Source organism: Streptomyces sp. NBC_00984, from assembly GCF_045162475.1.
Taxonomy (GTDB): domain Bacteria; phylum Actinomycetota; class Actinomycetes; order Streptomycetales; family Streptomycetaceae; genus Streptomyces.
The window spans coordinates 5,798,477-5,811,720 of sequence record NZ_CP108734.1 but is presented as its reverse complement, the minus strand read 5'-3'; the positions used below and the strand labels follow the sequence as shown (position 1 = coordinate 5,811,720).

The following is a 13,244-nucleotide window of genomic DNA, read 5'->3' as shown; positions in this document are numbered from 1 at the left end:
GGTCGGCCGAGGCCCTGACCCTCACAGACAGTCACAATCGATCATCGAGGCATTGCAGGAGAACATAATTACTCAGAAGTGATCGGTTACGGGCAAAACGGAGCCGCGTACGAATGGCCCATGTGGGGCGAACGCGGGGCGTGGAAGCGTCGGGCGCTGGAACGGCCGACGCACCAACCTCTATGCTTCACCAGGCTTTCCCGCGTGGTTTCCGCCTTCGACCCAGGCGCTCCACGCGGCGGGCCAGTCCGGCCACACCTGTTCAGGACAGAACTGCACGGCGGGAGCGAACGGTGAGCGGAACCTCCGAAGGCCCCGGGCCCGCGGCGGGCACACCCCGGTATTCCGCAGGACCGGCGGCCACGGATCGTCACACTCCGTGGCCGCCTGCCGGAGCCGAGTGCTCCGAGCCGCACGGCTACCGGGCCGCGTTCCTGGCCGCCACGCTCCCGATGGCCGTCGTCGATCGCGAGGGCCTGGTCGTCACCGCCAACGAGGCCCTCGGCGGCCTCCTCGGCCTCCCCGCCGCGGGGCTGACCAACCAGTCCGCCGCCGATCTGCTCGACCTCGCGGCGGACGGCCGTACCTGGCACGCGTACCGCGAGGTGCTGCACGGGCGGCGCTCACGGTTCCGCTGCACCCACCGGCTCAAGCACCCCGACGGACGCGCGCTGTGGGCCGAGGTCACCGTCGTACCGATGCCCGAGCAGAAGGCCGGCGCGGGCGACGGCTCCGGGCCCGGCCGGGTGCTGCTCTCCGTCTCGGACATCAGCGACCGGCGGGAGCTGCAGAAGCGGCTGCGCCACCTCCAGATGCACGACCCGGTGACCCGGCTGCCCAACCGGACGCTGTTCTTCGAACGGCTCTCGGCCGTCCTGGAGAGCCCGGCGTACGACGACAGCACCTCCGGGCACGGCCGGGTCGGGCTCTGCTACCTGGACCTGGACGGCTTCAAGGCCGTCAACGACACGATGGGGCACCGGATCGGCGACCGGCTGCTCGCCGCCGTCGCCGCGCGGCTCACCGACTGCGCGGCCCAGGACGGCCCGCACCGCTCCGGCGCCCATCTCGTGGCGCGCCTCGGCGGCGACGAGTTCGCGATCCTGGTCGAGGACTCGGCCGGTACGAAGCAGCTCACCGACCTGGCCCGCACGGTCCTCGCCGCACTGCAGCAGCCCTTCGACCTGGCCGGGCAGCGGATCTCCGTGTCCGCCTCGATCGGGGTGGTGGAACGGGCCGTGACCGGCACCTCGGCCACCGGTCTGATGCAGGCCGCCGACACCACGCTGTACTGGGCGAAGGCGGACGGCAAGGACCGCTGGACGGTCTTCGACCCGGAGCGCAACGCCCACCGGATGACCCGGCAGACGCTCTCGTCCAATCTCCGGCCCGCCGTGGAGCGCGGCGAGTTCACCATCGAGTACCAGCCGCTGGTCGGCATGGCCGACGGAGTCGTGCGCGGGGTGGAGGCCCTGGTCCGCTGGAACCACCCCCAATTCGGCATGCTGTCGCCGAATCGGTTCGTCGCGATTGCCGAGGAGGACGGCTCGATCGTCCAGCTCGGCCGGTGGGTACTGCAGTCCGCCTGCCGCCAGGCCCGGCGCTGGCAGCTGGAACACCCCACCGATCCGCCGCTGTTCATCAGCGTCAATGTCGCCGTGCGCCAGGTCTGGGACTCCGACCTGGTCACCGATGTCGCGGAGATCCTCGCCGAGACCGGCCTCGATCCCTCGCTGCTCCAGCTGGAGCTGACCGAGTCCGCGGTGATGGGCTCGGCCGGCCGGCCCATCCAGGCACTCCAGTCGCTCAGCAACATGGGCGTGCGGATCGCCATCGACGACTTCGGCACCGGCTACTCCAACCTCGCCTATCTGAGCCGGCTGCCGGTCTCGGTGCTGAAGCTGGACGGCTCCTTCGTGCGCGGCTTCCGCTACGAAGGCGGCGCCCACCCGAGCCCGGCCGACGAGACGATCGTCGAGGCGATGGTGCAGCTGGCGCACCGGCTGGGCCTGACCGTCACCGCGGAGTGCGTGGAGACGGCCGGCCAGGCCGAGCGGCTGCGCAGGATCGGCTGCGACACCGGACAGGGCTGGCTGTACTCCCGCGCGGTGGCCCCGGAGCGGATCGCCGAGCTGATCGGCACCCGCCCGATGCAGGGCTGACGCGGTCCGGCCGCCGAGGAAGCCGGGGTCAGGCCGTGGGCAGCCCGTACGCGTCCGCGATCAGCTCGTAACTGCGCAGCCTCGCCTCGCCACCGTGGGCGTTGGCGGTGATCATGAGTTCGTCGGCGCCGGTGCGCTTGGCCAGGTCCTCGAGGCCGGTACGGACCTGGTCCGCCGTGCCGTGGACGATGTTGACGAGCCAGCTGTCGACGAACTCGCGCTCCATCGGGCTGAAGGCGTACGCCTCCGCCTCCTCGGGCGTCGGGACCAGACCGGGGCGGCCGGTGCGCAGCCGGACCATGGACAGGGCCCCGGAGAGCACCTGGCGGCGGGCCTCGCGTTCGTCGTCGGCGGCCAGGGCGGAGACGCCGATCAGCGCGTACGGGGCGTCGAGCACCGCGGACGGCCGGAACGACTCCCGGTACAGGTCGAGCGCCGGAACCGTGTTCTGGGCCGAGAAGTGGTGGGCGAAGGCGAAGGGCAGGCCGAGCACACCGGCCAGCCGGGCGCTGAAGCCGGAGGAACCGAGCAGCCAGACCGGCGGGCGGGCCGGCGACTGGACGCCGCCGTCGGCCGTGGCCTGGACCGGGCCGGGGACCGCGTGGATACGGGCGTAGGGGTGGCCGTCGGGGAAGTCGTCGTCCAGGAACCGGGTCAGCTCGGCGAGCTGCTGCGGAAAGTCGTCGGCCCCCTCGTTCAGCCGGTCGGTGCGGCGCAGGGCGGCCGCCGTCGGGCCGTCGGTGCCGGGGGCGCGGCCGAGGCCGAGGTCGATGCGGCCGGGGGCCATGGCCTCCAGGGTGCCGAACTGTTCCGCGATGACGAGCGGTGCGTGGTTGGGCAGCATCACGCCGCCGGAGCCGAGCCTGATGCGCTCGGTGTGTGCGGCGAGGTGGGCCAGGATCACGGCCGGTGAGGAGGACGCGACGCCCGGCATGGAGTGGTGCTCGGCGACCCAGTAGCGGTGGAATCCGCGGCGCTCGGCGAGCTGTGCGATGTCCACGCTCGTGCGCAGCGCCTGGGTGGCGGTGCGGCCCTGCCCCACGGTCACCAGGTCCAGCACGGAGAGCGGAACGGCAGCCGTTCCCTCCGCCTTGCCACGGATCTCGTCGCCTCGAATCTCGTCCACGTCCTGGCCTCTCCGGTGATGCGCCTGCGTCCGGCTCGTATGTCCGGAAGCGCATAACAGGAGGTTGTCTCCGTTTTATTCCCCGGCAGCTCCCCGTACGTCTCGGGCAAAGGCCTGGCTACTTTCCGGGCCACCCGCGCCTGCCGCTGTGCGCGCGTTCCCGGCCCTCACCCCAGGCGGCCACCGGGGCCGGCGGTGCCTCCCGGGCGGCGAAGAGCCTGCCCAGCCTCGGGGACCACGCGCGGCGGCCGGCCAGCCGCAGCCCCTCCCGGACGGTGACCTGGTTGCCGGTGAGGACCGGTTTGCCGAGGAGTTCCTCCAGTTCCGCCTCGTGCCCGGCGGTGTGCAGCGCCGTGTCGGGCAGCAGCACCGCGTCCGCCTCCGGCCGGTCGGCGGCCGCGGCGAGTTCCTTCACCCGGTCCAGGTCCCAGGCGGCGGCCTCGGTGGCCGATCCGAGCGAGGCGGCACGGGTGACGGCGACATCGATGCCCGCGGCGTGCAGGAAGTCGGCGAACAGGCCGGTGACGCGTTCGGAGTAGGTGGAGGCGACGGCGACCCGTTCGGCGCCCAGCTCCCGTACCGCGTGGGCGAAGCCGAAGGAGGTGCTGGAGGCGGGCACGCCGGCCGCTCGGGCCAGGGCGGCGGTCTGTTCATGGGCGCCCTCCCACCCGTACAGGAAGCTGCCGCCGCAGCTCGCCCACACGACGGACTCGGCACCGGCGCGCTGGAGCTCCTCCACCCCGGCGGCCAGGCGCTCGGGCGCGCCGGTCCGGATCAGCGCGTCGATCCCGTAGGCGTCCTCCTCGACGTCGGTGCGGCTCACCACCAGCCTGACGGCGTCGAGCAGGACCTCCATCCTCGGGAAGTCGTCCTCCGCGAAGTGGCCCGGGTAGAGAAATCCGACGGTCGTCATGTCCACAGGTCCGCCCTTTCTGTTCCGGTCCGGGGCGGGGAGCGTCACCCGCTCCCGCATGCCCCGTTCCCTCCAAGTATTCCCCCATATGTCGTGACTCCCACGGCGCCTTGTTGACGGGTACGGGCCCGGGTGCGAGCGTGGTCAATCCGCACCTCCCAGACGTAGCGGAGCGACCGCCTCTCATGACAGAGCCCACCCTGCTCGTCCTGGACACCGATCCGTCGCCGCGTCTCGGCCGGCTGACCGGCCGGGCCCGGATCCGGTACACCGACGAGGCCGGTCTCGCCGCGCGGCTCCCGTCGGCCGATGTGCTGCTGGTGTGGGACTTCGCCTCCGACGCGGTACGGGCCGCCTGGCCCGGCGACGGCCCGCGCCCGGCCTGGGTGCACACGGCGAGCGCGGGCGTGGACCGGCTGCTCTGCCCGGAACTGACGGCCTCCGACACGGTGCTGACCAACGCCCGGGGCATCTTCGAGCGGCCGATCGCCGAGTACGTGACCGGCCTGGTGCTGGCGTTCGCCAAGGACCTTCCAGGCACGCTGGAGCTCCAGCGGCGGCGGCAGTGGCGCCACCGCGAGAGCACCCGGCTCGCGGGCAGCCGCGCGGTGGTCGTCGGCGCGGGCCCGATCGGGCGGGAGATCACCAGGCTGCTGATCGCGCTGGGGGTCCAGGTGGCCCTCGTGGGGCGCAGGGCGCGGCGCACCATCCACGGCGCCGAGGATCTGGACCGGCTGACCGCCCTGGCCGACTGGGTGATCTGCGCGGCTCCGCTGACCGAGTCGACCCGCGCCATGTTCGACGCCCGGTTCTTCGGGCTGATGCAGCCGTCGGCCCGCTTCATCAACGTGGGGCGCGGGCCGATGGTCGTCGAGGAGGATCTGGCCGAGGCACTGCGCAGGCGCTGGATCGCGGGCGCGGCACTCGACGTGTTCGAGCAGGAACCACTGGGGCCGCAGAGCCCGCTCTGGGACGTACCGGATCTGATCGTGTCACCGCACATGAGCGGCGACACCGTCGGCTGGCGGGACCGGCTGAGCGAGCAGTTCGTGGCGATGTACGAACTCTGGGCGGCCGGGGAGCCCCTGCCGAACGTGGTGGACAAGCGGCGCGGTTACGTCCCCGTCCGGGAGCCGGGCGAGTGACCGGGGCCGGTCGGGACCGATGGCCGACCCGGCCCTCCCGCCACCGGCCCCTGTCCATGACCGACCGTCATGGACCGTTCCGCATAGGGGTGTACGCGCCGTGACCGGACATCGCCCCCACGCCTGCACGGGACACGGGAAGGTCACCGTCCGGACACCGTTCGATTACATGCGGCCCCTTCCTGCATAGACGTACGGGATCGGGCAGGCGCTCACCCTGTCCGGACTGTTCGACCCCTCCAGGAGATTGCGAACCATGGCTGACTTCCCGAACCTGTCCCGCCGGGGCTTTTTGAACCGATCGGCAGCCGTGGGGGGCCTGCTCGTCGTTCCCGGTCTGCTCTCCGCGTGCAGCAAGACCGACGCCGGTTCCGCGGACGGCGCGGGAGCGCTCGACAAGCTCCGCAAGCAGGGCTTCGTCCGGGTCGCGTACGCCAATGAGGCCCCGTACGGCTATCTGGAGGGCAAGGAGCTCAAGGGCGAGGCGCCCACCCTGCACCGGGAGATCTTCAAGGCGCTCGGCGTCGACGAGCTCAAGCCCACGCTCTCCGAGTGGGACGGTCTGGTCCCCGGACTCCAGGCGGGCAAGTACGACGTGGTCAGCGCCGGGATGGCGATCACGCCCGAGCGCTGCTCCAACGCCCTCTTCTCCGAGCCCGAGTTCATCTCCCCCACCGCTCTGATGGTGAAGAAGGGCAACCCGAAAAAGGTCACCGACCTGGCCTCCGCGAAGGCCGCCGGGATCACCGTCGGGGTGATGTCGGGCGCCGTCGAGGCCAAGTACGCCGAGGGGGCCGGCATCTCCGCGGACCGGATCAAGACACTGCAGAAGCCGCAGGACGGCGCCGACGCGCTCAAGGGCGGCCGGATCGACGCGTTCCTGCTCACCGGGATCTCGCTGCGCTGGCTGGCGAAGACGAACCCGGACACCGAGGTCACCGAGGCCTTCCTGCCGGAGCTCGACGGCAAGAAGCAGTACAGCCCCGGCGGCGCCGTCTTCCGCAAGGGCAACGAGGACCTGCGGGACTCCTTCAACCGCGAGCTGAAGAAGATCGTCGCGGACAAGTCGCGCTACGTGGGCCTGCTCCAGGAGTACGGTTTCGGGGCCACCGAGCTTCCGCCGGCCACTTTGAAGACGGCCGATCTGTGCAAGGGCTGACGGGGACGGACCGCGCCGCATGAGTGATTTCTTCTCCGCCTTCCTCGACGATCTGCCACAGTTGCGCTCCGGGTTGTGGGTGACCCTGGAGGCCACCGTCCTGGGCGCACTGGCCGCCCTGCTCCTGTCGTTCGTCCTCGGCCTGATGTCGATCAGCCGGCTGCTGGTGCTGCGCGGTGTGTCCCGCGTGGTCGTGGAGTTCTTCCGCGGCACCTCGCTCTACATCCAGCTGTTCTGGCTCTACTACGCGATGCCGACGCTGACGGGGTACCAGCTGGACCCGCTGCTCTGCGGTGTCGTCGCCTTCGGTCTCAACTACGGCGCGTACGGCGCCGAGGTGGTGCGCGGGGCGATCGGCTCCGTGCCGCGCGGCCAGTACGAGGCGGCCGTCGCGCTGAACATGTCGCCGCTGCACCGGATGCGGAAGGTGATCCTCCCGCAGGCCTGGGTGCAGATGATCCCGTCCTTCACCAATCTGCTGATCCAGCTGCTGAAGTGCACCCCGCTGCTGTGGCTGATCTCCGCGTCCGACCTGATGACCGTGGTCCAGCAGCTGCGCGACCGCACCGGTGAGACGCTCACCGCGTACCTGACCCTGCTGGCCGTCTACTTCGTGCTGGCCTACGCGCTGACCCTGCTGATGAATCTGCTGGAGCGGAGCGCCAAGCGGCGGCTCGGGCTGCACACCGGCGCGGGTTCGCTGCTGCGCAGCCGCAGCGCCACCGAAGCCGTCGCCACGACGACGGGAGGTGCCCGGTGAACGGTTTCGACTGGGACGCCGTCGGGGACGCCCTGCCCCTGCTGCTCCAGGGTTTCGAGGTCACACTGCTGGCGACCGTCCTCGGCACGCTCGTCGCCGCCGTCCTGGGGCTGGCCATCGCGGTCGCCGGACGGGCCCCGAGCAGGTTCGTGACGGTGCCGGTGCGGGTCGTGATGGAGTTCATCCGGTCCACCCCGCTGCTCGTCCAACTGGTCGGCGCCGCCGCCCTGTTCACCTCGGTGGAGCCGCTGACGATCGGCATCGTGGTGCTCGGCGTCCACTACGCCACGTACACCTCCGAGGTGTACCGCGCCGGGATCGACGGTGTGCCGAAGGGCCAGTGGGAGGCCTGCCGGGCGCTCTCGCTCACCCCGCGGCGGACCTGGCAGGCCGTGATCCTGCCGCAGGCGGTGCGCAGTGTGCTGCCCGCCCTCGGCAACTACGCGATCTCGATGTTCAAGGAGACCCCGTTCCTCGCCGTGATCACGGTGCAGGAAATGGTCTTCGAGGCCCGCAAGTACGGCGCCGACCACTTCGCGTACACCGAGGTCTTCACGCTCGCCGGCCTGATCTTCCTGGTCGCGAGCTACCCCACCTCGCTCCTGATGAGAAAGCTGGAGAAGCGTCTTGGCCACTGAACCCCTCCCCCTGCACAAGCCGGCGCCCGCGGCCCCCCGGGGCGCCGTGCCGGCCGCCGTGCCCGAAGCCGCGCCGGAGACCGGCCAACCGCTGGTCCGTTTCGACGACGTCGTGAAGCGGTACGGCGACCATGTCGTCCTCGACCGGCTGAACTTCTCGGTGCGGCGCGGCGAGCACATCACCCTGATCGGCCCCAGCGGTTCGGGCAAGACCACGATCCTGCGGCTGCTGATGACGCTGGAGAAGGTGAGCGACGGCGTGATCTGGGTGGACGGCAACCCGCTGTCCCACATCGCGGCGCCCGACGGATCGCTGAAGCCCGCGAGCGAGAAGCATCTGCGCGAGGCCCGGAAGAAGATCGGCATGGTCTTCCAGCAGTTCAACCTCTTCCCGAACATGAAGGTGCTGCAGAACATCACCGAGGCCCCGGTCAATGTGCTGGGCATGGACCGCGACGAGGCGGAGAGCCGGGCCCGGGAGCTGCTCGACCTGGTGGGGCTCTCGGGGAAGATCGACGCGCACCCGTCCCAGCTGTCCGGCGGTCAGCAGCAGCGGGTGGCCATCGCCCGCGCGCTGGCGATGCGGCCGGAGATCCTGCTGCTGGACGAGGTGACGTCGGCGCTCGACCCGGAGCTGGTGGCGGGCGTGCTGGACCTGCTGGGCGACATCGCCAGGAACACCGACATCACCATGCTCTGTGTGACCCACGAGATGAACTTCGCCCGGGACGTCTCGGAGACGGTACTGATGTTCGATGCGGGACGGGTGATCGAATCCGGATCACCGGAGAAAATCTTCACCGATCCGGAGCACGAACGCACCCGCGAATTCCTCGACGCAGTGCTGTGACCTCGCCGCCCTTCTCCCGACAATGACGCTGGCATATGCCGTACGGATGCGCCCCAGCTCACGGAGCCGGGGCGCTCCGACGAGTCGCCAACAGCCGCCCCGGACAGGGGCCTTGGCGGCTATCGTGAGGGCAGAGCTTGCGGTCACAACCTGGTAGGGGGAAACCGTGACGTTGAAGCCCGAACCGACCGCACCGTTCCATTCGGTGCAGTACGCCCTTCGTGTTCTCGAAACGGTCTCCAAGCATGGCAACGGCGTGACAGGCACCCAGATCTCCCGGGAGACGGGACTGCCCATCGGGCATCTCCGCTCCCTGCTGCTGACACTGCGCCGCGAGGGCTACGTGGAGCAGGTCACCGACGGCGCGTACGTCACCGGCTCCTCGCTCCTGCTCCTCGGTTCCGGCCCCGCCCGCAGACAGGCGCTGGAGACCAAGCTCCAGCGGACACTGGCGCAGCTGCGCGATTCGGTCGGCGCGGCGGTCTACATCAGCCGGTATGTCGACGGCGAGATCCGCGTCACGCAGTACGCCGACGGCCCGCTCACCCCCGCGGTCAACGAGTGGGTGGACTTCCGGTCGGCCGCGCACGCCTCGGCGGTCGGCAAGTGCCTGCTGTCCCAGCTCGACCAGAACGGCCGCCGCGACCACATCTCCCGCCACAAGACGCCCCGGCTCACCTCGCGGACGATCACCAACGAGAAGGTGCTCTTCTCCAAGCTGGACAGCCAGCCGGCGACGGTCCCGGTGCTCGACATCCAGGAGTACGCGGTCGGCACGGTGTGCGCGGCGGTGCCGCTGACGGCCGGGTCGGCGGCGGGCTGCCTGGCACTGTCGCTGCCGATCGAGGACGCGCACCGGCTGCGCTCGGCGGCGGACACGCTGAACCGGCGGGCGGCGCCGGTCCTCCTCTCGCTGGCGCTCTAGGATCCGCCCGGCAGGGGTGTCATCAGCACCCCTCGGGAGCAGGTATTATTTTCGAGTCAGCAGGCGCCGCTAGCTCAGTTGGTTAGAGCAGCTGACTCTTAATCAGCGGGTCCGGGGTTCGAGTCCCTGGCGGCGCACAGACAACGCACTGGGCGGTTCACGTACACACGTGAACCGCCCAGTGCGTTTTTTGCTGCCCGGCGAGATGTACGAGCGTTTTACACACTCGTACTAGACAAGCGTTTTAAACGCTCGTACATTTCCTGGCATGACGAACGCTACGAGCACCACCGCCGAGCGCGGCCACCTCGCCGGTCGCCGGGAATGGACCGCCTTCGTGGTCCTCCTGCTTCCCCTCCTCCTCGTCTCGATGGACATCTCCGTCCTCTTCTTCGCGATCCCGTCCATCGACCGGGACCTCGCCCCCAGCGCCACCCAGCAGCTCTGGATCTTCGATGTGTACGCCTTCGCCCTGGCCGGCCTGCTCATCACCATGGGCTCGCTCGGCGACCGGATCGGCCGTCGCAAGCTGCTGCTCCTGGGCGCGTTCGCGTTCAGTGCCGCGTCCGTCGCCGCCGCGTACGCCAACAGCGCCGAGATGCTGATCGCGGCCCGCGCCCTGCTCGGGGTCGGCGGGGCGACGCTGATGCCGTCGACCATGGGGCTGGTGCGGAACATGTTCCGCGACGAGCGCCAGCGCGGCCGGGCCGTGGGGATCTGGTCAGGGGCCATGGCGGGCGGAATCGCGCTCGGCTCGGTGCTCAGCGGGGTCATGCTGGAGCACTTCTGGTGGGGCTCGGTCTTTTTGATCAATGTGCCGGCGATGGTGCTGCTGCTGGTCCTGGTCCCGGTGCTGGTCCCGGAGTTCAAGGACCCGAACCCCGGACGGTTCGACTTCCTGAGCGTGCCGCTGTCGATGGGGTCCGTGCTGCCGGTCATCTACGGCATCAAGGAGAGCGCCGCCCATGGGCTCGATGTGCGGAACGGGCTGATCATCGCTGCCGGGCTGCTCGTCGGCTGGTTCTTCGTCCGCCGCCAGCGCGTCCGCGGTGACGCGATGATCAGCCGGGAACTGTTCCGCGACCGCGGCTTCTCGGTGGGCATCGGGCTGAACGCGCTGGCCGCGTTCGCGATGATGGGTTCCTCGTTCTTCACCACGCAGTATCTGCAGTCGGTGCTCGGCATGGGCACGATGGAGGCCGCGCTGTGGAGCCTGGCACCGTCGCTCGCGGTGGGCGCCGCGGCCCCGACGGCCACGGCCGTCGCCCAGCGGACCGACCGTGCGCGGGTCATCTGCGCCGGTTTCGTCATCGCCGCCGCCGGCTTCGCCGTCCTCGCCCTGACCGGTACGGATTCGCTGTGGCTGCTGCTCGGCGGCTGTGCCGTGATGAGCTGCGGCATCGTCACCGTGATGGCGCTCGTATCGGACCTGGCGCTGTCCACGGCCCCGCCGGAGAAGGCGAGTTCGGCGGCCTCGCTGCTGGAGACCGGCCAGGAGTTCGGCGGTGCGATGGGGATGGCCCTGCTGGGCGCGGTGGCCACCGCGATCTACACCGCGGACATGCCGGGCTCGGCTCCGGAGGTCGCCCGCAAGACCCTCGCCGGTGCGGTGGCCACGGGGGACGGTTCGCTGATCTCGATCGGGCGGGAGGCCTTCGTGCACAGCATGCAGTACGCCTCGGTGGCCGGGGCCGCGCTGCTGCTGGCGGGCGCGGTGCTGGCCGCGACGCTGCTGCGGAGGGCGGGGGCCGCGGGGGCGGACGCGCAGGGGGAGCCGGCCCTGACGAACTAGTGCGGGTCCACCCGCGCCGCCGCTGTGTCCTCGATCGCCGGACGGGCTTGAATTCCACGCCCGTCCGGCGCATTCGGCCCGTCCGGCGATCTAGGACGGAATGCGGCACGCCCGTGTGCCTCGTACTCGCGCAGCAGAGCGCCCAGTTGCTCGTCGCCGAACGGCTCGTACCCGATGCCGGTCCCGTTCCACCACACGGGATCACCGCACCAGAACCCCTCCCGGCGCAGCCCCACGCGGTGCACCTTGTTCGTCGCCGTCACCGGCATCGACGGGACGATCCGTACGAAGGCGGGGGCCATCTTCGTGCCCAGGTCCGTCTGCGCCGCGAGGAACGCGGCGAAGGCGGTCGGGTCGAAGGCGGCCCCCGCCCGCATGGCGAGCGCCGCCATCACCTGGTCCCCTGCAACCGGGTCCGGCACCGCGTACACCGCCACGGCCGCCGCCTCCTCCCAGCGGGCCAGGATGTTCTCGATCACCGCGGCGGCCAGGTTCTCGCTGTCCACCCGCAGCCGGTCGTCGGTGCGGCCCGCGAAGTAGAGGAAGCCGTCGGCGTCGCGGAAGAAGAGGTCCCCGGTCCAGTACCAGCCGCCGCGCACCCGCTCGGCGTCCGCCGCCGCGTTGCGCCAGTAGCCCTCGAAGGGCGTACGCCCCCGGTTGACCAGCTCCCCGATCGATTCGTCCCCGTTGGTCAGCCGGCCCGCCCCGTCGAAGACGGCCGTGGCCCGCTCCTCGCCGGTCTCCGGGTCCACGACCGCGAGATCGTCGCGGGCCGACGCCTTGCCGATCGCCCGCTCCGGGGTGTCCCGGGTCCGCTGGATCGCCGCACCGCCCTCGGAGGAGCCGTAGCCCTCCACCAGCCGCACCCCGAACCGCTCCCGGAACCGGGCCGCGTCCACCGCACCGGCCTCGGTGCCGAAGCCCAGCCGGAGCGGGTGCTCGCGGTCGTCCGGGCGCTCGGGGGTGGCCAGCAGGTACTGCACGGCACGGCCGACATAGGTGAAGTACGTCGCCCCGTGCGCCCGCACGTCGTCGAGGAATCCGGAGGCCGAGAAGCGGCGGCGCAGTGCGACGGCGGCCCCGCCGGCCAGTGCGGGCGCCCAGTCGGCGATCACCGCGTTGCCGTGGAACATCGGCATGCAGATGTAGTGGACGTCCTCGCGCCGGACGCCGAAGTGGTCGACGAGCGACCGTCCGGCCGCCGCCAGCCGTCCCTGGGTGCAGATCGCGGCCTTGGGCGCGCCCGTCGATCCGGAGGTGAAGTAGAGCAGCATCCGGGTGCCGGGGCCGATGTCCGGCCGGACCGTGTCGGCCGGCTCGGCTCCGGCGTACGGGGCGAGGAGTTCGGTGTACGCGTCGGTGTCGGTGACCAGCATCCGGACACCCGGGAGGTCCAGGCCGTCGAGCAGCGGCAGGTGGGCGCGCTCGGTGACCAGGACCCGGCAGTCGGTGTGCAGGATGTCCCGGGCCAGTTCGGCGCCGCGCCGGGTGGGGTTGATACCGGCCACGGCGGCCCCGGCCAGGGCCGCCGCGCTCAACCAGAGGGGGAATTCGGGGGTGTTGTCCAGCAGCACCCCGAGGTGCGGTTCGCCGTCCGCCGACAGCAGATCCGCCAGGAGCGCGGCCCGTGCGGCAGCGCCCGAGGCGACCTGGTGATGAGTGAGGACGGTGTCCCGATGTCTCAGTCCGGGCCGGTGGTCGCCCCATTGCCGCTGTACGAGCTCCGCTACGGTGCCTGCGCTCCTCATGGCGCCGCACGGTAACTGACTATGCG

Annotated in this window: 11 protein-coding genes and 1 tRNA gene; 9 read left to right on the top strand and 3 right to left on the bottom strand. The window is 70.9% G+C overall.

Annotated features, from left to right (window positions below):
• Window positions 1–293 precede the first annotated feature (293 nt).
• Window positions 294–2,162: a putative bifunctional diguanylate cyclase/phosphodiesterase gene (locus OG520_RS26015; protein ID WP_406014795.1), complete on the top strand. Its 1,869-nt coding sequence runs from the start codon at window positions 294–296 to the stop codon at window positions 2,160–2,162.
• A gap of 28 nt (window positions 2,163–2,190) precedes the next feature.
• Here the strand turns inward: OG520_RS26015 and OG520_RS26010 are convergent, their stop codons facing one another.
• Entirely contained in the window at window positions 2,191–3,288 is a 1,098-nt protein-coding gene (locus tag OG520_RS26010; RefSeq protein ID WP_406014794.1) for an LLM class flavin-dependent oxidoreductase, read from the bottom strand.
• 118 nt (window positions 3,289–3,406) lie between these two features.
• Window positions 3,407–4,201, bottom strand: coding sequence for a decarboxylase (locus tag OG520_RS26005; RefSeq protein WP_399329583.1), 795 nt, complete (start codon window positions 4,199–4,201; stop codon window positions 3,407–3,409).
• 185 nt (window positions 4,202–4,386) lie between these two features.
• Between OG520_RS26005 and OG520_RS26000 the strand changes: the two genes are divergently transcribed.
• The 8 genes from OG520_RS26000 to OG520_RS25965 all read left to right on the top strand — a co-directional run bounded on the left by OG520_RS26000 (window position 4,387) and on the right by OG520_RS25965 (window position 11,470).
• Window positions 4,387–5,346 (top strand): D-2-hydroxyacid dehydrogenase, encoded by a 960-nt coding sequence (locus tag OG520_RS26000; RefSeq protein ID WP_406014793.1) that lies wholly within the window; start codon window positions 4,387–4,389, stop codon window positions 5,344–5,346.
• A gap of 256 nt (window positions 5,347–5,602) precedes the next feature.
• Window positions 5,603–6,505, top strand: a complete 903-nt coding sequence (gene ehuB, locus OG520_RS25995) for an ectoine/hydroxyectoine ABC transporter substrate-binding protein EhuB (RefSeq protein WP_399329585.1) — start codon at window positions 5,603–5,605, stop codon at window positions 6,503–6,505.
• Window positions 6,506–6,524: 19 nt separating this feature from the next.
• The gene (gene ehuC / locus OG520_RS25990) at window positions 6,525–7,265 is read left to right on the top strand and encodes an ectoine/hydroxyectoine ABC transporter permease subunit EhuC (protein ID WP_406014792.1); all 741 of its coding nucleotides are present in this window, start codon (window positions 6,525–6,527) and stop codon (window positions 7,263–7,265) included.
• A complete protein-coding gene (gene ehuD / locus OG520_RS25985; RefSeq protein ID WP_406014791.1) occupies window positions 7,262–7,903 on the top strand; it encodes an ectoine/hydroxyectoine ABC transporter permease subunit EhuD in 642 nt (213 codons plus the stop codon). The genes ehuC and ehuD overlap by 4 nt, the downstream gene beginning before the upstream one ends.
• Window positions 7,893–8,753: an ectoine/hydroxyectoine ABC transporter ATP-binding protein EhuA gene (gene ehuA / locus OG520_RS25980; RefSeq protein ID WP_406014790.1), complete on the top strand. Its 861-nt coding sequence runs from the start codon at window positions 7,893–7,895 to the stop codon at window positions 8,751–8,753. The genes ehuD and ehuA overlap by 11 nt, the downstream gene beginning before the upstream one ends.
• Window positions 8,754–8,919: 166 nt before the next feature.
• Window positions 8,920–9,678, top strand: a complete 759-nt coding sequence (locus OG520_RS25975; protein WP_406014789.1) for an IclR family transcriptional regulator C-terminal domain-containing protein — start codon at window positions 8,920–8,922, stop codon at window positions 9,676–9,678.
• A gap of 63 nt (window positions 9,679–9,741) precedes the next feature.
• Window positions 9,742–9,815 (top strand) — tRNA-Lys (locus OG520_RS25970).
• 131 nt (window positions 9,816–9,946) lie between these two features.
• Complete coding sequence (locus OG520_RS25965; RefSeq protein WP_406014788.1) at window positions 9,947–11,470, top strand: MFS transporter; 1,524 nt, start codon at window positions 9,947–9,949, stop codon at window positions 11,468–11,470.
• Here the strand turns inward: OG520_RS25965 and OG520_RS25960 are convergent.
• Window positions 11,467–13,218: an AMP-binding protein gene (locus tag OG520_RS25960; RefSeq protein ID WP_406014787.1), complete on the bottom strand. Its 1,752-nt coding sequence runs from the start codon at window positions 13,216–13,218 to the stop codon at window positions 11,467–11,469. The genes OG520_RS25965 and OG520_RS25960 overlap by 4 nt on opposite strands.
• Window positions 13,219–13,244: the final 26 nt, after the last annotated feature.